The organism is Halorussus sp. AFM4, assembly GCF_051194995.1.
Lineage (GTDB): Archaea > Halobacteriota > Halobacteria > Halobacteriales > Haladaptataceae > Halorussus.
In genome coordinates this window covers 1-23520 of the sequence record NZ_JBNTJT010000004.1, presented here as the reverse complement: position 1 = coordinate 23520, position 23520 = coordinate 1, and the positions used below count along the sequence as shown (strand labels likewise).

Here is a 23520-nt window from a genome sequence, read left to right as displayed (position 1 = left end):
CGATGGTCGAACACGGCAAACTCCCCGGCGAATATAACATCGTCGTCGCGGACGAGTACGACCTCTTCGATCACCGAGTTCCGGTCGACGAGTTCGAGGAGATGCTCCGCGAGAACGACGTCCCAGACGAGGTGTGCGTCGTCGGCCTCGACGACCTATTTGAGAACGACGATGCGGTGAGCGAGCTGTCGACGCTGATGGATCGGCGCGCGAACACACTCGAAAATCGCAGTTCTCTCCCAACCGTCCAGTTCGCCGTCGAGGGGTCGTTCCAGCGTCGCCAGCGAGACTTCGAGCTGCAGACCGAAGGGGATCTCTACCGGCTGAGTCGCGTCTTCGGGCCGCAGATCGAGCGGCGGAGTGGTGGCTGGCTCACGGCACCCTTCTGAAACACCTTTTCAGAGCAACCGGAAGTCACCCACGACGGAAACGTCAGTAGGGAGCCCGTCCTCTCCACGTGTTACAAAGTACAGGTCGATTCGTTCTTCGCGGTTCTCGCGACGGAAGACCGGGACACACGTTGTAGACTCAGCCGAGCGTTCCCGGCACTGCGTCTCAATCTGCCGCCGCGTCCACTTGCCGTCCTGCTCAAGGTCAGAACGCGATCGGTACTGTGTTGACAGCGTATCCGCGGCCGCGTTGACCACCCGGAGCGAGAACTCGTGGACGTTGCTAAAGTCGAACGGCCCGTTCAGATCGGTCAGTCGATCCAGCGCGGACGCGTCGTGCTGGTCGAGACAGAGGGCGTGTTCCTCCACGGCCCGATAAACGTCGAGGGTTGGATACACGTCGGCGAGTGCCTCATGCAGGTAGTCACGGACGCATATATGGTATCCATCGAGCGAGAAGTGGTCGCTGTCGGGCGAGACGACCTGCAGTTCCGCCCCCGTTTGGGCGACCGTTCGCGTCCGCGAATCACCGAGTGGGGTCAGGAAGCCCATTCGCGGCGTATCGAGCAGATACGCGTAACTGAACAGCCGCGAGCGCGAGTCGCCGCTCTTCACCGGATCCTTGCCCTCGGCGTAGTACTTCGAGTCGAGGACGGCCAACGTCTCGTCGCCCTCCTCGACGGCGTGATCTGGCTGGTGGAACACCTGTCCCTCGTTCTCGAAGGGCTGAAGCGTCGGCGACCGGACGGCCGAGACGTTCTCGGTCTGGTCAAGATGGTCATACCTCTTGATCGTGTCCAGCTCGTCTTCGATAGCGACCTGCGAGTACTGCTCGAATAGTGACTCCATGTTGAGCACGTAGTCCACGACCAGCTCGCGGTCGCCCTCCATCGCCGGCGTCCCGAGCGACGAGGCCACTACGGCCTTCGCAACCTCGACAGCCTGTCGGTAGTAGTGGCGCTGCTTGGGAAGATCGTGTAGGGAGAACCGCCGGTACTCGGGGATGCGCCGGCGCCCGCTCGTCACGTCCAACCCTTCCAAGTGACGCACCTCCTGATGCACCTGCGAGAAGATGTGGTAGTACGCCTGATGGTCGTACTCGTCCTCGTACTGCCGGAAGAGCCGCAACAGATGCGTGCCCGCGTAGTGGAGTAGCGAGTTGGCCGCGTTGTCGTAGTTAACCTCCTTCAGCAAGCAATGCTGTTGGGCGCGGCCCTCTGCCTGATTGACTAGCGATTGTTCGATGTCGATGACGCCTTGAGGTTGTTCGAGGTCGGCTCGGCGTGTCTCCAGCTGTCGCACGAACCCATTGCGATGGATGGCCTCCAGTCCGTTGAGATAGTTGATCGCCAGAATCAGGAACACGTCCTCCAGATCGACGTCCTCGGTGCGGAACTCGTCGAGAGGGATGCCGTGGTATTCGACCGACCGCTTGCGGCCATGCACCGCTAGCAGCATGTCGAAAATATAGTCCCAGTCGATCTTCGGTTCAATCCGAAGCTTCGACCGGGGTGTAAGGCTGACGACGCCTACGTTGTCCCGCGCCGTGACGTGCAGTACCGGGCCGTCGACCCGTACCCGGACGACCCTATACTCCTTGTCGCGGTCGTCAAGCGACTCCTGCGTCTTCACGAAGACGTTGTCGGCCTCCTGCTCGAAGGAGGCTCGGCGGAGCTGGTCGTCGATCGAGGGCGGACACCCCTCGATGCGGATTTCACCGCGCTCGGGCACGCTGAACGTCCCGGGCTGGTAGGTGTACGATTCGTCCGGATCGGAGACGCTCATTGCTCGTAGGAGCCCATCCGGCGGCGTTCGGCCTCGAGTTCCCGGCTAGCGAGATCGGCCGCGGACGCGAGGTCGAACATCTCGAACGACTTGTTCAGTGCCCGATAGTGTTCCTCGATCTGCTCGATCTGCGGGAAGGCCGCCGAGTTCAGCAGTCGCGGGACAATGAACGTGCGGAACGCCTGTCCGACCGCCTTCTCTGGGGCGTCCATGTACAGGGCTTCGTCTTGGAGGGCCTCGCGCAGGAAGATCGTCACGTCGCGGTAGTGCATTGGCCCGAATCGCATAATCGGGCCGCGCGATGCCTGCTCAGAGCCGTTATTGATACCGTCGTAGTCGGCCTCAAAGAGATCGAGCAGGTCATCGTTCCCGATAAGGGGGATGTCCCCGAGATTGTCTTCGATCCAGCCCTCAAATAGCGCCCGCCGGTCATCGTCCTCGTACTCGTCGAGTTCGACCATCGCGAACCGCCGCGTAATGGCGTTGTCCAGCTCGTTGACCGTCCGGTCGGACATGTTCATCGTGCAGATGATGCTCACGTCCTCGTCAAGCTCGATGGTCTCGCCGTCATCGGTCTCAATGAGCGTCTGATTGCGGTTCTCGATGGCGGTGTACAGCGGGCCGAAGATTTGGGAGATGTCGGCACGCGTAATCTCGTCAAGGATGACCGCATAGGGGATGTCGAAGTTCCGAGCTTTCTTGACGCCCTCTGAGACAGCTCCAAGTTCGGTCTCGTAGTTCAGTGATCGGTAGCCTGAGGAGCCAGTCAGGTTTGGCCCGATGCCGCCGATGATGTCCTTCGCCGTCCACGAGGGAGTGGCCGTGTGTAGCGAGTAGCCGACACAGTGCCGGAGGGCGAGCTGCTGGGCGAACGTCGTCTTCCCCGTGCCGGTCGGCCCGTAGAGGACGACGGGCTTGCCGGTGCGTAGCGCGGTTCGCGCGTTCCGCTCTACATCGTCGGGGACGAGGACGGCCTCCGGCGTGTCGTCGCCGCGAGTGATGACGGTGCGTTTCAAGTCTTGCGAGGCCTTCGAAGATTCAAGTACAGCCTGACGAATTCGGCCAACGCCCTGATCGCCCTCGTGGTGGAGGTCGAGCTGCTGTTCACGGATGAGATACTCCAAGACGTCCGCGCTCTCGGCTCCCTTGATAGCCTCGACGACCCTGTCCTCAACGGCGCGGAGGACATCGAGATCACCCTGTACGTCCTCCAGTGAATAGCTATCTTCCGATGAATTGCTCATTTGTTGACTGGCTTTTCTTACTGAGGGATTAAAAACATACCCTCAACTGAAGAGTGCCAGCCTACCCGCGTCGGCTATCCGTCGACATAGCCACGCTCTCGGAGGAACTCAAATCGGTTGTGGTGGTTACCGACGACGCCATAGATGTCGTACTCTTTCCCGATGTCGTAGTAATGCTGCAACGTGGCCCTATCTGTGATGACGGCGCCGAAGTAGTGATCGAACGTCGTAGTCACGTCCACTAACTTCTCGCCGTCAAGCATAGTCCACGCATGCTCGAAGCCTCCAACGTCGAACTCGGAGAGGGAGGCGTATCCCTCGGTGTATTTGAACCGCTCGTCGTACTTCCACAACTCAAGTGAGTTGGCGAAGCAGGCCTTTATCGCTGGCTCAGTCGATCGAATGGCGTCGGCGACCAGTTCACGCTCGGTTTCAGTCAAGTCTTCGGCGACCGCAATAGATCGGCCAGCAATCGTGACGTGTTCGATGTCGCTGCGGTCAATCGGGCGACCGTGATCTGCAACGAATTCGCGGACGGGCGACTGCTCTTTTGTCGCTTGAACGTGGTAGGCGGCTTGATTCACGCTCCACCTATGCGTGTGGGAATTCTCGGTTTAACCCTGTTGTCCCGGGGGGTTTCAGCAGCCTCATCCTGCAGGTACCGTCCTATAGGCAGCGGTTTTACATCCTGAGGACAGTATTTGATTACTCTCGCATCGCGGTCGGTGATGGCCGAGACAGGGATAACCGAGATCGAATCCTACGGCGTGGTTGAGCCGTCTTGGTTAATCCACAACCGGAAGCAGGCAGTCTAACGAACGTCCAACCATCATCTCCGACCACCCACGCGTCGAGATTACCAAGAAAATCGGTTTGGAGCAAGTCCCAGTACGACCGGTTTGACTGAACTCCGACCTCAAGCGACTACTCCCAACTACCGGAGATGGGATAAGTCGTTCAGCCAGAAAATCCGCGAGGCTGGAGGATTAGAGCAGATCGAACGCAAGCGGGCACGACGTCAGCAGGGCACGCGCACACCTCGATAGCGGCGATTGCACAATCGATATATTGGCCTTACGTAATGACTCGATTGATGGCTAGCGACGTGGAGGAAATCGAGCGACGGCGTCCAGAATCTCTCGAGCCGCATCCGAAAAACGAAGAGATCTATGGCGACCGCGAGCTCGAGTCTGACGAGGACTCTCCGTTTCTAGAATCTATTCGCGAGAATGGCGTGTTAACACCGATAATCGTCGATCAGAACGACCAGATAATTTCCGGACATAGACGCGTGGAGGCGGCCAAACAGGTGGGGCTGGAAACCGTCCCGGTCAAGGTTCGTGAGTTCGAGTCCGATTTGACTCGGCTCGAACTGCTTATCCACTCCAACAGACAGCGTTCGAAAACAGTCTCGCAGAAATTACGTGAGGCCGAGACGCTCGAACAGGTCGAACGCCGGCGGGCAAAGGAGCGGCAGGGAACGCGAACAGACACTTCCCGTTCATCTGAACAGGAAGATGAGGGCGGCCTCACGCGAGACAAGGTGGCCGAGAAGGTGGGATTCGGTTCCGGCACGACGTACCATCGGGCGAAGACTGTCTGGGACGCGCGCGAGTCTGACGATCCGACGGTATCGACTGTCGCAGAACAACAACTGGAGAAGTTAGACGCGGAGGAACAATCGATCAGCGCCGCATACGCCGAAGTGAAGGAGGCCGAACGCCGCGCACAAGATGAATCGGACGAATCGGATGAGAACTCCGAGAAGACCGAATCAGCCAGCACGAGTGCAGACCCTCGAGTAACGCTATTGCAGGGTGACGCCGGCGCACTTCCGCTTCCTGACGAGTCGGTCGACATCATCGTTACATCACCGCCCTACAACCTCGGTCACGAACGATGGGCGATGGGCTGGCGTTCTCTGCGAGAGGAAGGCGTGGGATACTACGACGACCGTCCGGAAGACGAATATCAGGAGTGGCAGCAAGAACTCCTGTCCGAATGGCATAGAGTCGCCGTCGACGGTGCATCGCTCTTCTACGTCCACAAGGTGAGAATCGATGGTGGCGAGGTGATTCATCCTGTAGAGTGGCTCCGCTCGCCGGCGAATCCGTGGGCCGTACGACAGGAGATTATCTGGAATCGAAAGGCTACGCATAACCACGAGCCCACGCTCTTCCGACCGCACGACGCGCGAATCTACTGGATGACCAAGGGGACACCCGACGTTCCCGAAGATGGAATCGATTTGGCCTCCATCTGGGACGTGTACGGCCCACGGCCAGATACGGAGCATCCAGCGCCGTTCCCTGAAGAGATACCGAGATGCTGTATCGAAGCGGTCGGAACTGACGGTGACCTTGTGCTGGATCCGATGGGCGGATCGATGACGACCTGCCGAGCTGCGTCAGAATTGGGTTACGATAGCATCGGGATCGATCTCGATAGGGAATACATCCTCAGCTCCTGCATCGGAGAAGAGTAACCCGGTATCGTATCGCCCGTCGATAACTATTGCATCGCGTTGAGGTAGGATATGTATAGCTAGACGAGATGTGATGGCCAGTCGTCTCGATCGAATGTGAAGTCGTTCATAAAGACCGCAAGATCGCTTAATGTGTCTCCGCTCATTCCGTCAATGCGGCAGAGTTGAACTGAGTCTTCGTCTACTTCAACCTCCACGATTCCGTCTCCAAACTTCCACGCCGTATCCTCGACAGTCGGGTCGTTTCCATTGAGCGTGTATCCGTCTGCAGCGAGGAAGGAGAGAAGGCCTTGTGATTGATAATATTCGAACCGTTCGGTGATTTCGGTTTTAATGCGGGGATAGGTTTTGACTCCGCTTTCGACCTCGATTGCTAAGGGTGATTGTTGCTCAGTGTCGAGGAATTCAACGAAGTTGTCGGCCTTTCGTTGCGAATGTTTCTCGACCGTCTCCTCAGTAGCTACTCGCGCTTCGATACCTTGATCTTCGGCAAATTCCCGCAAACACTCGTCGAGAGCTAACTTGACCAGTTCGTGCCACCATCCTTCGTGGGTCATAGTCCCCTCCCACGCAGAGATGCCAACGCGGATAAGCAAGTAAATTACGCCCATTTAAAGCGTGAGGAAAAATGCCCCCAATAATCCATATCCCCTATACAGGGTGCGATGCGGAACTACCGGGCAAAGAAGTTAACACCATAACAAAACTCAGAGAGTTCTGTCGGAATCTCTATTCCGCATATGAGTCCCGTGCCGCACGACAGTCCTCGGTATCAAATGGAATGTCATCACTGTCGACTATGCCAATAACACGAGGCAACTCTGGAACATCAGCTTCAGCAAGCACCTCATCGACTGCTTCACTGTCACCCTGTGTCTCGTAGATGCACGGATACGTAGCGGTCGGTACGCAGACCTGCGTCGTCAAAGCGGACGGGTGCTTCGCCGTTGGTAAACCCCGGCGGGTGTGGGGTCAGTCGCTGTCGAACCCGTCAGGAGCGATACGAGGCGCGATGAGGACGGCGCCGACTCCCTCGCGGACGAGGGGGCACGGCAACGGCAGGCAGTCGTGCAGCGTGTGTTCGTCGGCGGGGTAGCGGCCTTTGCCGTTCAGCACGCGGATGGCGAGGCGGACGAGGCGTGGGTGGATGGCGCTGTCGCCGTCGTCGCTCTCCAGTCCGGGGCCGATAGCGAGGTACTCATCAAGGCTGGGCAAGCGGTTAGCCTCGATCTCGGGGAAACGGCTGTAGTACTGCGGTACGTCGATGGTACAGCGACCGTGCTCGGCGACGTAGTTGGCAAGCGTCTCAGGCTGGCTGATGACCCAGCCGACAGTGCCCGTTGCGGGATTGGCTGTGATGGGGGAGTCGTGTCTGACGTGGATGAGGGGGTGTGCATCGACGCCGTTGACGGTCTCGACGCGCGGGTGCCATTCGACCACGTCGTGCGGCGGGATAGGGTCGTCTGGATAGTCGATTCTCGGGGTTTGCTGGGCATATGAGTTGCTCATAGATGTGTCTGAGGGGACTGCAGATCGGTTGGCGAGCAGTGCTGCAGCTGGGTAGCCTTTACTACGACCGAGCGTCGAGAATCAGGTGGATTTCCCTACCTAGGGAATCCGGCTTCATCCTGACCTCGACTTCCCCCGGGCGCCGTTTGGGGCGGCGACCGTGGGGGCGCCCTACTCGTCGTCAGCGACGCGGTACTCCTCGGCCCACTCTGCACGGCCGGAGACGGCTGTGTCAGGCAGGTCGAGGATGGTCTGTGCAACCTCGGCAATACCACCGTCTGCGCGGAGCTGGGGGATGGGGACGGTGTGTCTGTCGCCGCGGTGATGGCCGTTGAGGGCGTCTTTGTGCTCGACGGCGGTGGTGTCGTCGTCGTATTCGTCGTTGTGGTAGCGGACAGTAACCGTGCCGTCGTCAAGATTGGCGCTGAGGATAACGGCCCTGCGTCCGTCAAGATAGACCGTCACGCCTGACCACCCCGGATGCGGGTGTCGAGTTCGGCGATGACGTCGCGGAGGTGTTCGCGGCGTTCGGGGTCGTCGATGGCGTCCATCTGGTCGTGGAGGTCGTCCGCGATACCGCGGAGAAGGTCGTCCACAGCGTCGACGTAGTGGTTGACGTCCAGCTGCTCACGCGGGTCAATGTGCTTGGGCGGCGCGGACGCACCGGGTTTGCGGGTTTCGAGTTCGACGGTGAGGACGAGGGCGCGCAACCCTTTGTCGGTGTTGTCACCACGACTGTCAATAGCTCTGTGCATCAGGTCGTCGGTGATGGTGTTGATGATTTCGTCTGCAGTTGCTTCTGCGCGATCTTTGGCTTGGTTTGTATCGGTGGCCATAGATTTGACTGATGGATGTTCTGTATTCTGTCGTTTTCGTATCTATTCACCGGTTATTCGTCGGTTCTTGGTTTGCCTGTGTGCTCTGGGTAGCTGACACCTCCTTGCAGCACCCCCTTACCCGGAGTATAAAAAATGGGTTTGGGTCAGTAGGCCCTAGCAGGCGTAATTAAAGATGATTATGGATATTGCGCATAGGCTGCCGTTGTGAACGTTTTAAGTGATGACCACATATCCTCAGACGTGACTCAGATGCCGAGAACAGGACGGAGACAGCGTGAGAGTGCGATTAGTTGGAAGCGCGTGATGTGTGGCCGCGCCCGCGTGGGCGTGGGTGTGCCCTGCCTCGCGGGTAGTATGCGCGCGTGGCTGCACTGCGCTAGCGTTGTGCAGCGCCCACACCCCGAGTCTGGAATGTAAGCTCGAGGCGCACCCCTAGGGTTCGCGTGGAGCCTCGCAGGGGTCACACCCCCTTCGGTTCCGATGAAACCGCTTCGGATCGACGTCGCCGGGGCACCTACTGCGCGTAGTCGTTGGTAAGCATCCTTGCCGCAGAACACGGGGAGCCCTGCTTTGGCATCGACGCCGGAAATCCTGTCCCCGTAGTGATGCTCGGAATCCGCTCCTCGAGGAGAGACAGGGAATCCAGCCCGGTGGCGGAGAGAGGGGCTGTGGGGGAGACGTCGCCGCAGAGAGTCTCCCCCTCTCCCTCGGTGCGGGCCTGTGCCCCGGGATTCCACGCGCGTGGATGCTCAGATCTCTCCGTGGAACTCCACAATCACCCTACACGTTGGAACCGGGGTCTCGGGGGAGCGGCGCTTGAGCGCCCAATCTCCTCAGTAGGGCATGCGCCCCGGGAGCTCTCATCCGCTGCCTCACCCCCGGAGGGGGCCTCTCATGGAGTAACCAAACGCCGCCCCGTTTAGACGGAAATACCCCGGAAATTACCCTCTATATTTCCGCCTGTAGCCGGCACATTCCCCCTCTGTTCCGAGGGGTTCATACCGCTAAAATGGCAACTGTATTATAATAATGGCACCCAGCTACAACCAACCCGAGAAGATGGATACCCTCACTGAGAAGACACTTTCCGCGCTGTACAAACGAACCCGCGCCGGCACCGGCGACCTCCGCAAGATGACCGGCGGCAAGTCCCGCTCGATACGCCACAGGATCGATAAGTATCTGATTCCGAACGATCTCGTCCGGGAGATCGACCGCCGCGAACACGCCGGCAACAACGAACGCGTCTTCGAACTGACCGGCGACGGCCAGCGGCTTGTTGAAGATAAGTGGTCGCAGCTCACCCACTACGCACAGCGCGATGAGGTACTTGACGCATCCCGAGAGACTCGCAAGCACGTTGACCGGCTTCACGACCACATCGACCAGTTCGACAAGCGCCTTGACCGCGCCGAGGACGCGATAGATCGTCGTCTCAACGACGCTGAAGAGGAGAGGAACCAGTTGAAGAGCAACCTGAAGGGCGATTTCAGCCAGTTGCGCGAGGAAGTCAAGGAGTTGGAGGAGGAAAACGAGGAGCTCCGCGAAGAAGTCAAGGAGTTGAGTGAGAAGGTGGACGCGAACGAGAAGCGGTCGAAGAAGACGAAGGTGGTCGCAGAAGAAGCGTGGGCGTGGACGGTCGGCAATTGGATTGAACGCGTACGGAATCCTGATAACGGGCAGCAGATGCCGTGGATGGACGTAAGGGGCAAGATCCGGGGTGCGGTGGCGAGGAACGGCCCGGAAGAGAAGCGACACAAGAAGGTCAGTCGGGAGTTTCGTGAGTGGATGTGGGGAGACGACTCGCGCACCAGCGCGGGGGATGGGTCTGAGGATGTCGGGTAATCTTCTGTTCATTTGCCGCCGAGGAGTGCCTTGCGGCGGTTTACATCGGAACCGAGGGGTGTGTATCCCTAAGGCTGAGAACCCGTCCCTTGTGGTAGTTTTTCATCGGAACCGACGGGGGTGTTGAGATGAGGATGCTCGTCGATATGGGTACAACGGATTTGTGGGAACTCGTGAAAACTGGGGTGGCCCGGCGGTGGCGCGGCCTACTCCTCGTCGTCATCCCCGACCAGTTCGCCCGGGTCTGGATTGATCTCGGCTGCGTCTTCGGGGTCGTACCGTCCAATTCCGTCGTCGCCGGCGAGCGCGTCGCCGGTCGCTTCGAGGCATTGCTTGATGGTATCGACGTCGGCGCTCGTCGCCTCAGCGATCTCAGCAGCGTCCATCGTGTCGTCGCGTCGTCGATCCGCCCACAGCCGGCCACCGTAATCCGCGCGATGAGCGTGGCGCGACAGGGCGCGGGCCACGTTCTCCGGATTCACGTCGCGGCGCTCGGCGGCCTCGGGTAGAGACTCCCAGCCGCAGGCGACCATCCCGACTGCGAGCGCGAAGCGTTCGCGGTGTCCGTCGTCACTCATCGTCCCAGCGCGTGTCGCTATATTCACAGTCTGTGAGCCACTCATCGCCGGCAAGGGACTCGACCTCAACCGTGCCGCGGTCGATCATCTCGCCGAGTACGCCGCGTGTCGTCTCTAGATCCGCGTCCGCTGCTTCGGCGATCTCGTCGGACGAGAACCGAGATTTTGGCCCCAACATGTGCTTGCCAGCAATGACGGTCTCGACGCGCTCGCGCACCGTCTATTCCGACGGCCAGTCCGTCCCATGGCCGTGGATGACGCCGTCCTCGTCGGTGATTGGCTCCCAATTAATATCGTCGTCGTTCATACACGTCCATAGCTTGCGCACCGTGGTAGTAATTACGGCGAGAAAGTTAGTTAGGGGCGTTTTCGCGGCGTCTGCGTTGGTTTTATGGTGGCTATGAACACATTGGTAAATTGGCGGGGCGGAACCCGCCGGTCAGGTGCCCAGCATTATGCTGGGCGGTGGTTCTGGGGGAGTCATCCCCCTTTCGACCAACTATGAGTGCGAGAATTCGAACAAGCCCGATGAACTAGTGCTTCAGCATGGGGACGCGATGACCGTACTGTCGTTGCGTGAAATCGTGGATGCAGTTCCCCGCTTCGACCAACCGCGTCACTCTGTGGCCTCAGTTGCCGATGACCTCGGCCGCCCCGAAGACTACGTGCGTCAGCAACTCCAGCAACTCGCAGAAGAAAATGTGATAGACTTCACAGAAGATGGAGTACGGCTGGCACATCGCAGCATCGTTGTGGAGCCGTTGGTAAGTGATGAGTAGGCTGCCCCATGCCGGCAGTTATCCGACCATAGTGTCGAGAGTGCTGGCGCGATGGAGGATGAAGAACAGTTGAAGGCGCAACTGGCGATGTTCATAACCGCCGCCATCACTCATTCACCTCCTCATACCACGCCCGAAGATCGTCAAGCATCGCCTTGCGCTCGGCTTCGGTCTTCTCCTCGTGGCGGAAGGCCTCCTCCGTGTCTGAGGAGATGATATGCCGAGTCCTACAGTTCGAACATCGGTCGTGCTGCAAATGGCGGTCAATGTGCCACGTGTCTTCTTCTCCGCACAGGTCGCAGTTGTCGGCGACTTCCGGCATAGTTGATCGACATACAGGTTGTCGGATAAAAGCCGGCCAGCGGGCTGCAAAGAGCAGCCAGTCGAGAGATCCTTTTCAACTCGGCTACTCGACCGCGGAGGTGGTGACGCCCAATATCTCCTAGGTCGATCGCGAGAGATTGGATGACGGGGAGTACGTTGAATTGACCGACGACAATCTCTGCGCCAATACCCCTAACTAACATTACATTTTACTTTCGCTGTATGGCGAGGTGCTAACTCACTGACCTACGAACAGAATACTATGGATTTGGTTGACTACTTCCCCGATTACATCAGCCAACCCTGTAAATACGTACGCGCCAGCGTAGCTATCCAAGGAATCATCGATGACGAGGGAGTATTCCCACGGGACTTGCCGGGAACAGAGTATACCGCCTACCTCACCGACGAAGACGATCCTCCCACACTCGGCGCCCGAAGTATCGCCAATAGCATCAAGTTTTACGATCTCCCCTCTGACCATTCGTTTCATCCCAATAACCTGCACCGGAGGTTGGCGAACGACGAACTCAAGGAGGATGACAAACTCAACGGCCGTGATTCGAACCTCATCAAGGAATATTCACGTATTCGTGGCGCTGCTGCCCACTCCCTCTACACCGCCTCTGTCCCCGAATCAGACAACGAGGACTTCCTCAACGATCTTAACGACATCTACGACGTCAACAACCCCCTTGAGATGTACGAGTCGGTCTATGAATGGCCGGGGTCAAACCCTCTTATGACTCGACCGGACTTACTCCAAGTCATCGACGATTCCCCTACAGAAGCACTCTACCAGTCGTGTAAGGACGGAGCGTGGATGGCCTCCGACAACTGGGATGCCGCGAGACGGGAACACAAGTGGCGCGTACTTGTTACTGAGGGACACATCATTGTCGAAATCGACGGCATCAGATACTGTGCACGCCCTGACCAGATTGTATATATCGACGGTTCTCCCACACTACCACCCGGACTCTACACCATCGATGCTAAAGCCGTGACGCGCCTCAAGCCTGATCACATCTTACAGGCAGAGGCGCAACGCCGCGCCATCTCCTCACGCGTCGCCGACAACGCCGATGTCCATGCCATCATCCTGAAACTCAGCGGCGCAGAACGAGGTGAGTGGAAGATTTTCTCCAGCCTCAACGATGATGATTGGCTCCCTGATCAGGCGTGGGATATGTTCTACCGCCGCGCAAAAACGATGTATGAAGACGCCTATATCCGTACCAAACTCCGCCAGCTCGCCCACGACGCCCGATAACCGTCTCAGGTGCCGAGCTTCAACTCGCAGGCCAACCGTCACCCGCAGGCTACAGACCGGGTTAATTAAATGGGTTCAACCGACTCTCGCCGTTGCTATCGCCCTGCTCCTCAGGAAACCTCGACGTTCACTGGTACAAAACCGAACGTTCTGCCAGAGAGCAGGAACGAGAGATCGAATACACTCCAAGGACGGTTCCTACGCCTACTCGGAGTAGGTCACAATTCAACTGCGTAGATGCACTCTCACGGAGAAACCTATACGGCTGCAAACCGATGATTTAGGTGGTCGAGTGCATCATAACCGGGCAGTAGTATCAGTCTCCTCGACTAACTACAGAACGTCGTCCCATACGCCTGAAGTCGGCGTAGTAAGGCGTTGCACGGTTTGGAGATCGTCGTCCTCGACCCGCCTGAAGTTGAACCCTTCCTGTCCGCACCGGCCCATGCCATCGCTGAACTCGCCGTCGTCGATCTTGGATTGAATGGTAGGGTAATCGATAGTTGGCTCCAGTTCAATCGTTTTGTCGAACTCGAGCCACGCGCCCTCCCCGTCGACGATGCGCTTCTCGGCGATTGGCAGAGCATGACTCAAGCTGCTCGAATAACCGTCGACGCTCCCCGTGCAATAGAGCAGGGCAATGTCGTCCTTGGCTGCCGTCTGCCACGCTCGTCGTCGGGCGAATCCCTGTTGCCAGTAGGGCTCGGCATTGAAGTAGCGGTTGTGTTGCAGCGGCTCGTCGCAGAACCGCGGGCCCTCAGCACCGCTGATGTAAGCTGGTTTGGCTTCACTCGTGATGTCCGCACCGCTCGTTTGAATCAAGTAGACGCCCATCTCTCTGTTCGACCTTCCAAATGAATGGAATATTAATCTGTGTGAAACTGCATCAAAGGGGAGGCCGCGGTCAGTTGTCGTGGCGGGTCAGGCAGTACGGAAGCCCTACGACCTCGACCGCCTCGACATCGGGTGCCTTGACGACCGCCTGTCCCTTGCCGAACTTCGAAATGTCTCGCTTGTACCCCCGCGGGACGGAGGCCACGTCCTCGACGACCTCCTCGCGCAAGTGGAGGAAGACGTTGGTGTTAGTCTGCTTCAGGATGTCGCCGTCGATGTCCTCGGGATTCTGCGTGATCATCATCAGACCAAGCTTGTCCTTGCGGCCCTGCTTGACCGCCTCGCGCGCCCGTCCCACGATGTAGGCCTCTCGGATGTTGTCCGGACTCGAGAAGTAGTTGTGGGCCTCGTCGACTGCCACCAGCATCGGCGTCCGCTTGACCGCCTCGTCGACGTCGAAGTCGTCGATCTTGTTCTCAATGATGTACGACAGAATCGAGAGGACGACGAGATACTCCTTCTCACCGCGCACGTGGCTCGTGGGGATGACCGTGACCTGCCCCTCGCGGAATAGCTGGTCGGTGATCTCCGGGAAGGGGTTGATGCCGCCGTCGAACACGTCGAAGTACTCGGGCTGGATGACGCGTCGGCAGACCGCCGACCACGTCCCGCTGCCGATGTCGTGACGCTCGCGCAGGCGGCTCTCGTCGTGCTCGTGTTCGCGGAGGAAGGCCACGAAATCCTCGTATTTCGGATCGTCCACGTCGCGCGCCGGCCAGTCGGTGCTCCCGTCGAAGCAGTCGAAGTACGTGTCGATGCAGCTCTCGATGGCACCTCGGGTGACGTCGGACGTCTGGTCGAAGGGCATAACGAGGCGTGGCTCGCGCTCAACGAGCGAGAACGGGATGGTGAGCTTCTGGCTCTCTCCGGTTGAGGGGGCGCGCGTGTTGTCGATCTCGGGCACGAACACCTCCAAGTCGTCGACGCCGTCGTACTCGATGCCCTGTCGGCGGAGGCGTCGCCGCTGTTCGTCGGTCAGCTCCGGATTGTCCTCCCGCATCTCCCAATACTCGTTCTCCGGGTCGAAGATGACGACGTTGAGGCGACTGCGCTCTCGCTCGCCGTCCGGGCCTGTGTCGACCGGGTAGCGCTTGTCGGTGACGAACTGTCGCAGCAGGTTCTTGGTGAAGTGCGTCTTGCCCGTCCCGGTCGAACCGGCGACGAGAGCGTGTCGGAAGATTGCCGGCTCGCCGGACTCCACCTCGCCCGTGTCCGGGTCGATTCCCGGATTCTGGATATAGTAGGGGAACGGGTCGCCGTCGATCTGCATCGGGTCGCCACCGACCGAGAGGTGGCCCGCAAAGATGCCCTCCCGCGGGATGTTGAGTCCGGTGCGGAGGTGGGCATCGTCGCGCGAGAGCCTGACCGGCGTATTCGGCTTCGGGATGCGGTTGACGATGCCGCGCTCGAGGCCGTCGCTCTCCTCCTGTTGGCGGAGGATGGCGATGGGGTCAAGTTCAGCGACGAGGACGAACTCCGACTCATCGAGCCCGCGGTGCTTGCTGATTTGGTTGTGTGTGTCCGACTTGTCGTCGAGTTCCGTGTACGGCTCGTAGCGCAGGCCGTCAATGACCGAGAAGAGGTCGTCCTCGCCGTCGGGGTAGGGAATCTCCACGTAGTCGCCAACCCGGACGTCGTCGCGCCGGTCAGTCGTCACGAACGCGTTGACGTTGTACTCATCACGTGTGACGCGGATTTCCTCACTCGCAAGTACGTGGCCCACCTCGGCGTCCGGGGGATCCGCTGTTGAGTTCGGCACGGACGTCTCCGGAATCGTGGCCGTCGCGCCCGCGGCTTCGTCCGAGTCGTCCTCGTCGCTCGGGGCTGCCTCGGAGTCGTCGGTGTCAGTTCGCGTGGATTGCTCTGTTGGCTGGTCGTCGTCGAACGGGTCGTTGTCGAGGATGTCGTCTACGTTGTCGGTCATAGGTCGAGGGTGTCGTCGAGGTCGCTCCAGCGACCGTCCCAATTGTGGTCGTAGGAGTACTCGGTGCACTCAATCATATCGCGAATCGTCTCGCGATTCTCCCGGCTGATGCGGGCGATGCGGTCGGCCCGGTGTACGGCCCGGGGCACGCCGCGCCGCTGGGCGATCTCTTTCAGCGCCTTCAGCCGGACTTGCTCACGTGACTCCGCGTCCTGCACCATCAGGTACGGGGCCTCGATGCGGAGGAGGTCGCCCGTCTTGGGCAGGCGGACGTAGCAGAAGGCGCGGCGGTAATCACTCGGGTCGCCGTGTGCCAGTCGGTCTGCGACCGGCTCTAACACGTCGTGCAGCCGGCCATTGACCGCTTGTCCGCGCTGCACGAACCACGAGGTGTAGGTGAGGTACTCCAGATCATCGAACCGAAGCACCTCGGACATGAACTGGTGGTCGCGCACCCACGGTACGTCGAGTTGCCGGCCGTTGTCGTCTCGGATGTCGTGGTCTTCAATCTTAGTGCGGAGCGCCGCAAGCACCTGCGACATCGACGACGTCTTCACGATACCGACGACGGGCCGGTCGCGCTCGTACTGCCGGTCGATTACCTCGATGTAGTTGCCGAGAATGTCGGCGGGCAGTTCCCACGACCCCGCAGGTGATCGGCCACCAGCGTGGTCGAGCAAGACCCAGTACACGAGGCCCAGTGGGAGGATGGCCCCATCAAGGAAGAGTGCCCCGTCGATCGCGTCGAGGGAATTGAGGGCTTGCTTACTCTCGCTCAGATGCTGGGCGACCGCTGCGACCGACGTGGCGACGTTGCGGGGTTCCTCCTCCAGTTGGGGAAAGCGCACCAGTTCGGCCGACACGTGGTCACCCTCGATGGTCTGGGAGTGAAGGGTGCTGTCACCGTCGTCGTAGTACGCGACGCCGGCGATGTGTCCTGTTCGCTCGACGCCGCGATTGGCGTCGTCGCCCGCCGCTGCGGTCTTGGCGTAGGCCGTGTCGACCACGAGGCCGTTGTTGTATTCGAGAGGTCGCGTCGTGCTGGCGTCGACACCGTAGGTCGCCCCGGCCCACGGGTCGGCCGTCCACGTCCCTAGCTCGTCGATGCGCGTGCGGTAGTAGTCGGGTGACTCGATGGCTTCCACCTGACCACCGTCGCGGCCCAGCAACTCGAAGAGCCGCCGGGCGTGGGCGGCCTGCGAGGCCTGCTCGCGGGGGACGGCGGCGTCGATCTCGGCGAACAGCTCGCGGACGATGCCGATGGCCTCCGAGTCCATTGTCAGTCAGCTCCCGCGGAGCGCATGGTCACGTGGCTGGTACTCGTTGCCTCATCGATCTCCACCCGGCACTCATGGTCGGCGCCGTGAATGAGCGCGTCATCGTGCGAGACGACGATGACCTGCGGGACATCCCAGTCGCGGATCCGGTCAAGCATGTCCTCCAGTTGACCGACGTGGCCGTCGTCGAGGAACGTCGTGGGTTCGTCGAGGATGAACGGCGGGAGCCGCCCCCGGTCGCCACCTTCGAGTTCGGCGATGAGCTTGTAGATGCCGGCCCGGAGCGCGAGGTTGACGATGGCCCGCTCGCCGCCGCTGGCGTTGCTCGGATGCTCGGTTGTTCCGTCGTCACACTGCAACCGGATGTCGTAGTCGTACCGGTCGCCGCGCTCATCGTAGGTCTCGCTGATGACAACCCGCTGGTAGCTGCTGTTGAGGTAGATGTCTTGGAAGATGTCGTTGGTGTACTCGTTGATGTACGCGAGGTACTTCTCGCGCAGTTCCGACTTGACGCTCTCGTAGGTGTCGAGAATCGCGTCCAGTTCGTCGTGGACGGCCTTCGCCCACTCGGCCTTGCGCTCGTACTCGTCGATGCGCGCCTTGAGGTCACGCAGATTCGAGAGTTCGTTCTCTAACTTCGTGTACTCGTCACGGAGACGCTGGGCTTTCCCTTGCAAATCGTTCCGCGTCTCCTTGCGCTGGTCGATTTTGGCCTTGACCTCCTCAAGTTTATCCTCCAATTCGTCAACATCGGTGTCGCCCAGTTGCTCCTCGAGGTCATCTCGTTCGGCGCGCAGGTCACTGAGATGTTCGTTGAGATTCTCGATGGTCTGATGGTGATGGTCGATGTCCTGCTGTACCTCCGCGATCTCCGACTCCCGGTTGTCGATGTCGTCGTAGAGGTCGTTGATTTGCTCGACCGTTTCCTTTCGATCTTCGAGATCGACCACGCGTTCCTCGGCCGCCTCGAGCTTCGCCTCACGCTCGGCCACCGTTGCCTCCTGTTCGGCGATTTCGTCGTCCAACGACTCGATTCGGTTGCGCGTCTCTTCGATTTCTGCTTGTACGTCGTTGAGGTCGTCCCGCAGGTCGTCCACCTCGACTTCGAGATCTTCTACGCGTTCTCGCTCCACTTCGACGGTCTCGAACTGCTCGATGACCTCTTCTCCGGTCTGTATAGTGTCGTTTAGCTCGTCACGCTCTGTTTCGAGTTCTTGAACCTCAGCTTCGAGATCTGAGATTTCCGATTCGAGGCTATCGATGGTTTCCGTGTGGGCCTCGACCTCTTCTTCAAGGTCGTCGATTTCTGCATTCAGATCTTCTGCGCTGTTCTGAAGGTCAGTAAGGTCATCCTCCGCCTCCGTCACGGTTTCCCGCCTGAACTCAATTAGGTCGCGGACGTCATCGCGAAGGGCATTGATTTCGGTCTTCGTCTCCTTCAGTTGGTCGCGCTCCTCCTCTCGTTCGCTCAGTTGGTCACGCGTCTCCGCGAGTTCGGACTCGACCTCCGTGAGTTCGTCCTCGATGTGCGTTTCGTCGACCGGTTGCTTGCAGCGCGGGCACTTGCTCTCTGCCTCCAGCTCTTGGAGTTCATCAATGTCGGCGAGCAGGGTCTTCTCCCGCTCCTCGAGCGTAGAAATTCGATTCCCAACTTCGTCGAGGTTGGCATTCACCTCCTGTAATCGGTCGGGCAAGTGCTCGTTTGCTACCGTCTCCAGTTCCTCAGCAGACAGAGATAGATCGTACTTGTTTGCGCGTTCTGCGAGCGACGATAGCCGGGTTTCGAACTCGGCGGTGACCTCCTCCACCCTCGCTTCGACGTCATCGATGTCCGACTGCAGTGCCTTAAGTTCCGCCTGCTTTTCGTCGAGTGAGGTCTGAGTCTCCTCTAGTTCCTCGCGTTCTGTAGAGAGATCGGTCTCACGCTCGTTGAGCGTGGTCTTTCGCTTCGCCAACGCCGTCTCGGTCTCGCCATGCTCGTCATCGAGAGTGTCGAGGCGCTCCTCGACGCGGTCGAGCGTCTCGGCATCGACGGCCTCCTCGGAGTCGACGTCCGGGAGGAACACGACCGTCATCTCGTCGCGGTCTTCAATCGCGTCCTCGAGCGTCTCTTTCGCCCCCTCGAGTTCTGCCTGTTGGTCGTCGAGTCGGCTCTGGATGTCGTCACGCCGGTCTCGGAGGTCGTCCACGTCGGCGCGGGCCTCGTCGTGTTCGTCCTCAAGCTTTGTGAGTTCGTCTTCCGCCCGTTCGAGTTCGTTGTCGCGGTCAGCCCGTTCAACGGACGCCGATTGAAGTTCCTCCTGCACCGTGGCGAGCGCCTTCTCGGCTGCCTCGGCAGTCCCGACATCGTCGTCCACCTCGTCGGCGTGCGTGTCGATTTCGGCCTCCAGTTCCTCGATGTCGTCCTCGAGGTCTTCGATTGTCGCCTCGCACTCCTCGATTTGTCGCTGTCTATCGGAGCGTTTCTCCTTCGTCTCCTCGATCTGGCGCTCCTTCTCGTGCTTCTGTTCACGGACGTCCTCGTAGTTCTCGATGTCCCTCTCTAGGTCGGCCCGGGTGTCCCGCAAGTCGTCCAAGTAGCCCTCGACGGTGTCAATCTGCGACTCGGCGTCCCGAATGTCGTTGTCCAGCTCCGCGAGCTCGTCCTCGAAGTCGTCCTCGTCGCGGTCGAAGTCCTTGCGGAGTTCCTGCCGGCGGCTGTCGGCGTTGTTACTGTTTTGGTCGCGAACGCGGCCGGCGCCCCGGCGAGCCATCTTCATCGTCTCGATGTAGTCGTCGATCTCGTCCAGTCCGAGGAGGCCGTCAATCATCTCTGCACGGTCGTTCGCCTCGATGAGTCGGTCGATCTCCCCCTGCTTGACGTAGACCGAGTTGGCGAAGTCGTCCTCGTCCATACCCAGAATACCGGTAATCTCGTCGCGCACCTTACCGATTCCCGAGATGGGCTCGGAGAGCGCGGGCGAGGTCAGCGTCGCGGAGTTGGGCGTGCTGGTCGTGTACAGTTCCCACTCGACGGTGTAATCGACGCCGTCGACCTCGAAGACCAGTTCCACGACGCCTTTGGTCTCGCCGCGGCGGACGAACTCTTCGAGCGTGAAGGAGTTGTTCCCCACGTTGCGAATCTCAGAAAGGAAGAGACCCCCGAACACGCCCATCAGGAGTGATGTCTTGCCCGCGCCGTTTTCCCCGTGGACGAGTATTGTTCCCTCGGGGAACTCAACTGTCTGGTCGGCGTAGCTTCGGATGTTCTGCAGGCGGAGTCGCTGTATCTTCATTCGTCTCCCCCCGTGTTGGGCGCCGCCTCGCCGTCGAAGGCCTCGGCTTGCGCCTCCGTTAGCTGCTCTGTCACCTCGTCGGCGAATCCGGACGGGGCGACCTTCTCCGTGCGTACGCGTTTCTCGATGTCGACGGCGATGTCGCTAAGGTTCCGTTCGGCGAGCTTTTCCTCGATGAGCCGATCCACACTCTCGATTTCACCGGTGGGCCCCTCGGAGATGTCAATCTCCGGGCCACCGCGTTCGTCGTTGACGCGGCAAACCGCGGCATCGCGCTCCATCACGGCCTCGCGGACATCCCGCGCGGTGACCGTCGACGACTCGCCGGTCAGCGTGACGATGACGACCCTGCCGGCCACCTCGTGGCGGTCGAGGACATCTTCTGCGTGCGCGTGGCCGTCACCCTCGGCGAACTCGATACTCACCTGCAGGAATGACCGTGTGTCGAGTTCGGACTCCCGGCGGGTCAACGACTCCCCGTCGATCTCAAGCAGAGACGCACATCGCTCGGCCGTCTCGTCGACGGCACACCGCTCGGTCGAACCCGCATACCAGACCTTCGTCCCCTGCTCCACGGTGCCCACGGACTCGTGATAGTCACCCAACGCAAGCGCATCGAGATCGATGTTCACCCGGTCAAGGACGTCCGACAGTGGGTGCTCGGCGAAGAGTTCCGGTACCGGTGGTTCGAGGAGTTGATGCATGCAGAGGATGGTGAAGGTGTCCGCCGGCGGTTCTTCGAGGGTGAAGTCCTTGGCGTGCCATGCAGGCTTGGTTACGGCGTCGATTCCGTAGACAGCCACCTCGTCGTTGATGAGTCGGGGCGTCCGGTCGAGTCGCTCGGCCGTGCCCGTGCGTCCGATGAGGTCGAGATACTGGTCGTCCATCTTCCGCTCGTGGTTGCCGACGATACCGTAGAAGGGGATGTCCGCATCAACCAGCTTCTGGAGGATGTCGATGCACCGATTCAGGTCGGGGAGGCGTGGGTCACGCGTGTCGAATAGGTCGCCGGTGTGGATGACTGCGTGGACGTCCTCCTCGATGCCGTAGTCGATGGCTTCCTCGAACGCGTCGGCGAAGTCCTCGCGCCGAACGTCGCTCCCATACTGTCTGTTCCCAAGGTGAGTGTCGCTCACGTGGAGGATGCGAGTTGTCATCGCGGTGTATGATGGAGTCATTTCGATGGGTGGGTCATAAATGTAGTTTAACCGGGGTCAAAGTAGAATCGCGTTATTTGACTAGCCGAATTCATTTGGCAGGAGAAGTCGGCGTGACGCAGTCCTCTGCGCGCATCCATCGGCTTTGCACAGAACGCGTGGGCAACGTCGCCCGACTGATTACTTGCTGTTTGTGCGTGGTAGAGTATCGTCTGGCTGGACATCGTCTCGAACCCACACGCCATCTCTATTATAGGCTACCCTCGAGAGAACGCGTGAACGAACAATGGATCTAGAGGAGCGTAAGGAAAACCGCAATACGTCTAGAACGGCAGACAGAAACGGGCGCACCCCGGAATGGGAGCACTAGCCAGACCCGCCGATGGACGCGACCAAGTGTTGGTCATCCCGTGAGAGGGGTAGCTCGTGCAGTACATCCAGCGTGGTTACATCCTGTCGAGAGCGTCTCTGCGTTCTTCGGGAGGTGCTTGATCGTATTTGAGTGTGGTCTGTGACGACTTGTGTCTGAGTTGTTGCTGCGTCGCTCCGAGTCCCGCCTCGGCCGACATGTACGTCCCGACGGAGTGGCGGATGGAATACCACGTCACGTCCCTGTCGATGTCGGTGTATTCCAGCACACGGCGGAGAAGGCCATTGCACGAACTAGACGAGTAAGGATTGCCGCGGCGGGTCAGCCAGAGTTCGTCACGCCCGTCGTATCGAGTGTACGTACTACGCTCGGTGAGCCACCGATCAAGAATATCGGCAGTCTGCTCGCTTAGGGCAACTGTCCAGTTCTCTCGGTTCTTCGAAGACTCGTTTTTGGGAATGCGGAGGACGGCGTTGTCTATATCCACCCAGTCTGTCGTCGCCCGACCGACTTCGATGGGCCGGAGCCCAGCATCCAGCGCAGAAAAAATCATTGAGGGATACTTCCACGACCGTTCTTCATCCCAGTCGTCTTTCCCAATCGCGTTGACGGGCTTCGACAGACGAATGGCGAGAAGCTTCTTGATACGCTGGCGTTCTTCAGGGGTGACTGACTTGTAGCTCGGAATCTCGTCGCCGAGTTCAAGAACGGCTTCCCGGAGTTGTTTACGCTCGTCTCGGGAAAGGTAGTCTCGTGGCTGGCTGCTGGTATCGTTCGTCGAGAACGTGAGAGCAGGTTCCCAATCGTGATCTTCGCCGAGATCGTGCGACCGCCACTTGAAGAGCATCTGGAGGGCTTTCTTGTACTTGTTCGCGGCCGACCGCGATAGGTCATCTCGGTAGGCCAACTCCTTGAGATACTGGTCTGCCTGTTCCTCGGTGACTTGCGTGGTGTACCCGTCCGACGCGTGGTTCCAGACCCATCGATAGAAGCGGTCGATGTGACCCGCACGGACGCGGATAGTTTCCTCGGAGTACCCGACCGCCTCATCGGGGTCTTTCCCGATGTTGAGGCACCAGCGGAGCATCCGCTTGCGGTGGTGCTGGTAGTCGGCGATTTGCTTCTTGTTCAACTGAACCTTGGACGGCTCTGTGGCCGTGGGGATACCTTGGACTACCCCTTCGCCGTCTTGCGATTTATCGCGGCTCATAGTGGTCAATCCTACCGTGAACGGCCCCTTTCGGGAGTTTGTGACCACAACTACCGTTGCCGTAAAATGCCTCTAGAAGCCTTGAGCGGCGCAAAACTAAGCCAAGGGCCGGATTTGAACCGGCGGTAGGCGGCTCTGCAGGCCGCTGCGTTCGGCCGGACTCTGCCACCTTGGCGCTACTTGCGGGTATTCGTTCCGCGCGCTTAAACATAGCGGTCGCCGATCGTCGCGTTCGAAATGAAAAGACCCGCCCCGGCGCGGTGCCGAAGCGGGTCTATGGTATGAGTGGGAGGCGGCGAACCGGGGTTTCCAGAGGCTCGCGCACTCCAGTACTTGCCGGAACGCAGGCGGGCTTAACTTCCG

General features: G+C 59.7%; 21 protein-coding genes and 1 tRNA gene. 5 read left to right on the top strand and 17 right to left on the bottom strand.

Annotated elements, in window-relative coordinates:
• Positions 1-2 precede the first annotated feature (2 nt).
• Positions 3-389: a hypothetical protein gene (locus ACQUQF_RS17610; RefSeq protein WP_435180433.1), complete on the top strand. Its 387-nt coding sequence runs from the start codon at positions 3-5 to the stop codon at positions 387-389.
• Between the two features lie 9 nt (positions 390-398).
• Here ACQUQF_RS17610 and ACQUQF_RS17605 read toward each other — a convergent pair whose 3' ends face one another.
• The 3 genes from ACQUQF_RS17605 to ACQUQF_RS17595 all read right to left on the bottom strand — a co-directional run bounded on the left by ACQUQF_RS17605 (position 399) and on the right by ACQUQF_RS17595 (position 4002).
• Positions 399-2174, bottom strand: a complete 1776-nt coding sequence (locus ACQUQF_RS17605; RefSeq protein WP_435180432.1) for a 5-methylcytosine restriction system specificity protein McrC — start codon at positions 2172-2174, stop codon at positions 399-401.
• A complete protein-coding gene (locus ACQUQF_RS17600) occupies positions 2171-3418 on the bottom strand; it encodes an AAA family ATPase (protein WP_435180431.1) in 1248 nt (415 codons plus the stop codon). Before ACQUQF_RS17600 ends, ACQUQF_RS17605 begins: the two co-directional genes overlap by 4 nt.
• Before the next feature lie 74 nt (positions 3419-3492).
• Positions 3493-4002, bottom strand: coding sequence for a hypothetical protein (locus ACQUQF_RS17595; protein ID WP_435180430.1), 510 nt, complete (start codon positions 4000-4002; stop codon positions 3493-3495).
• A gap of 509 nt (positions 4003-4511) precedes the next feature.
• On the opposite strand from ACQUQF_RS17595, the gene ACQUQF_RS17590 reads away from it, so the two are divergent.
• Entirely contained in the window at positions 4512-5903 is a 1392-nt protein-coding gene (locus ACQUQF_RS17590) for a DNA methyltransferase (protein WP_435180429.1), read from the top strand.
• 59 nt (positions 5904-5962) lie between these two features.
• Here ACQUQF_RS17590 and ACQUQF_RS17585 read toward each other — a convergent pair whose 3' ends face one another.
• The 4 genes from ACQUQF_RS17585 to ACQUQF_RS17570 all read right to left on the bottom strand — a co-directional run bounded on the left by ACQUQF_RS17585 (position 5963) and on the right by ACQUQF_RS17570 (position 8248).
• The gene (locus ACQUQF_RS17585; RefSeq protein ID WP_435180428.1) at positions 5963-6460 is read right to left on the bottom strand and encodes a hypothetical protein; all 498 of its coding nucleotides are present in this window, start codon (positions 6458-6460) and stop codon (positions 5963-5965) included.
• Positions 6461-6875: 415 nt separating this feature from the next.
• A complete protein-coding gene (locus ACQUQF_RS17580) occupies positions 6876-7412 on the bottom strand; it encodes a hypothetical protein (RefSeq protein WP_435180427.1) in 537 nt (178 codons plus the stop codon).
• Between the two features lie 171 nt (positions 7413-7583).
• Positions 7584-7877 carry a hypothetical protein gene (locus ACQUQF_RS17575; protein ID WP_435180426.1) on the bottom strand — a complete coding sequence of 98 codons (294 nt, stop codon included), beginning with the start codon at positions 7875-7877 and terminating at the stop codon, positions 7584-7586.
• Positions 7874-8248 (bottom strand): hypothetical protein, encoded by a 375-nt coding sequence (locus ACQUQF_RS17570; protein WP_435180425.1) that lies wholly within the window; start codon positions 8246-8248, stop codon positions 7874-7876. The genes ACQUQF_RS17575 and ACQUQF_RS17570 overlap by 4 nt, the downstream gene beginning before the upstream one ends.
• Before the next feature lie 1032 nt (positions 8249-9280).
• Between ACQUQF_RS17570 and ACQUQF_RS17565 the strand changes: the two genes are divergently transcribed.
• Positions 9281-10096, top strand: a complete 816-nt coding sequence (locus ACQUQF_RS17565) for a hypothetical protein (protein WP_435180424.1) — start codon at positions 9281-9283, stop codon at positions 10094-10096.
• Positions 10097-10302: 206 nt separating this feature from the next.
• Here ACQUQF_RS17565 and ACQUQF_RS17560 read toward each other — a convergent pair whose 3' ends face one another.
• Together ACQUQF_RS17560 and ACQUQF_RS17555 are read right to left on the bottom strand one after the other, a co-directional pair.
• Complete coding sequence (locus ACQUQF_RS17560; protein ID WP_435180423.1) at positions 10303-10674, bottom strand: hypothetical protein; 372 nt, start codon at positions 10672-10674, stop codon at positions 10303-10305.
• Entirely contained in the window at positions 10667-10891 is a 225-nt protein-coding gene (locus ACQUQF_RS17555) for a hypothetical protein (RefSeq protein WP_435180422.1), read from the bottom strand. The genes ACQUQF_RS17560 and ACQUQF_RS17555 overlap by 8 nt, the downstream gene beginning before the upstream one ends.
• Positions 10892-11231: 340 nt before the next feature.
• On the opposite strand from ACQUQF_RS17555, the gene ACQUQF_RS17550 reads away from it, so the two are divergent.
• Positions 11232-11453, top strand: coding sequence for a hypothetical protein (locus ACQUQF_RS17550; RefSeq protein WP_435180421.1), 222 nt, complete (start codon positions 11232-11234; stop codon positions 11451-11453).
• A gap of 106 nt (positions 11454-11559) precedes the next feature.
• On the opposite strand, the gene ACQUQF_RS17545 is transcribed toward ACQUQF_RS17550, so the two are convergent.
• Complete coding sequence (locus tag ACQUQF_RS17545; RefSeq protein WP_435180420.1) at positions 11560-11775, bottom strand: hypothetical protein; 216 nt, start codon at positions 11773-11775, stop codon at positions 11560-11562.
• Positions 11776-12039: 264 nt separating this feature from the next.
• On the opposite strand from ACQUQF_RS17545, the gene ACQUQF_RS17540 reads away from it, so the two are divergent.
• Positions 12040-13050, top strand: coding sequence for a hypothetical protein (locus tag ACQUQF_RS17540; RefSeq protein WP_435180419.1), 1011 nt, complete (start codon positions 12040-12042; stop codon positions 13048-13050).
• Between the two features lie 333 nt (positions 13051-13383).
• Here ACQUQF_RS17540 and ACQUQF_RS17535 read toward each other — a convergent pair whose 3' ends face one another.
• The 7 genes from ACQUQF_RS17535 to ACQUQF_RS17505 all read right to left on the bottom strand — a co-directional run bounded on the left by ACQUQF_RS17535 (position 13384) and on the right by ACQUQF_RS17505 (position 23332).
• Complete coding sequence (locus tag ACQUQF_RS17535; protein WP_435180418.1) at positions 13384-13884, bottom strand: hypothetical protein; 501 nt, start codon at positions 13882-13884, stop codon at positions 13384-13386.
• Between the two features lie 70 nt (positions 13885-13954).
• Entirely contained in the window at positions 13955-15868 is a 1914-nt protein-coding gene (locus ACQUQF_RS17530) for an ATP-binding protein (RefSeq protein WP_435180417.1), read from the bottom strand.
• Complete coding sequence (locus ACQUQF_RS17525; RefSeq protein ID WP_435180416.1) at positions 15865-17145, bottom strand: DNA double-strand break repair nuclease NurA; 1281 nt, start codon at positions 17143-17145, stop codon at positions 15865-15867. The genes ACQUQF_RS17530 and ACQUQF_RS17525 overlap by 4 nt, the downstream gene beginning before the upstream one ends.
• 2 nt (positions 17146-17147) lie before the next feature.
• The gene (locus ACQUQF_RS17520) at positions 17148-20420 is read right to left on the bottom strand and encodes an AAA family ATPase (RefSeq protein WP_435180415.1); all 3273 of its coding nucleotides are present in this window, start codon (positions 20418-20420) and stop codon (positions 17148-17150) included.
• On the bottom strand, positions 20417-21556 hold the full coding sequence (locus ACQUQF_RS17515) for a metallophosphoesterase family protein (protein ID WP_435180414.1): 1140 nt from the start codon (positions 21554-21556) through the stop codon (positions 20417-20419). Before ACQUQF_RS17515 ends, ACQUQF_RS17520 begins: the two co-directional genes overlap by 4 nt.
• A 467-nt stretch (positions 21557-22023) precedes the next feature.
• On the bottom strand, positions 22024-23157 hold the full coding sequence (locus ACQUQF_RS17510; RefSeq protein WP_435180413.1) for a tyrosine-type recombinase/integrase: 1134 nt from the start codon (positions 23155-23157) through the stop codon (positions 22024-22026).
• Between the two features lie 99 nt (positions 23158-23256).
• Positions 23257-23332: transfer RNA gene (locus ACQUQF_RS17505), tRNA-Cys, on the bottom strand.
• Positions 23333-23520 lie beyond the last annotated feature (188 nt).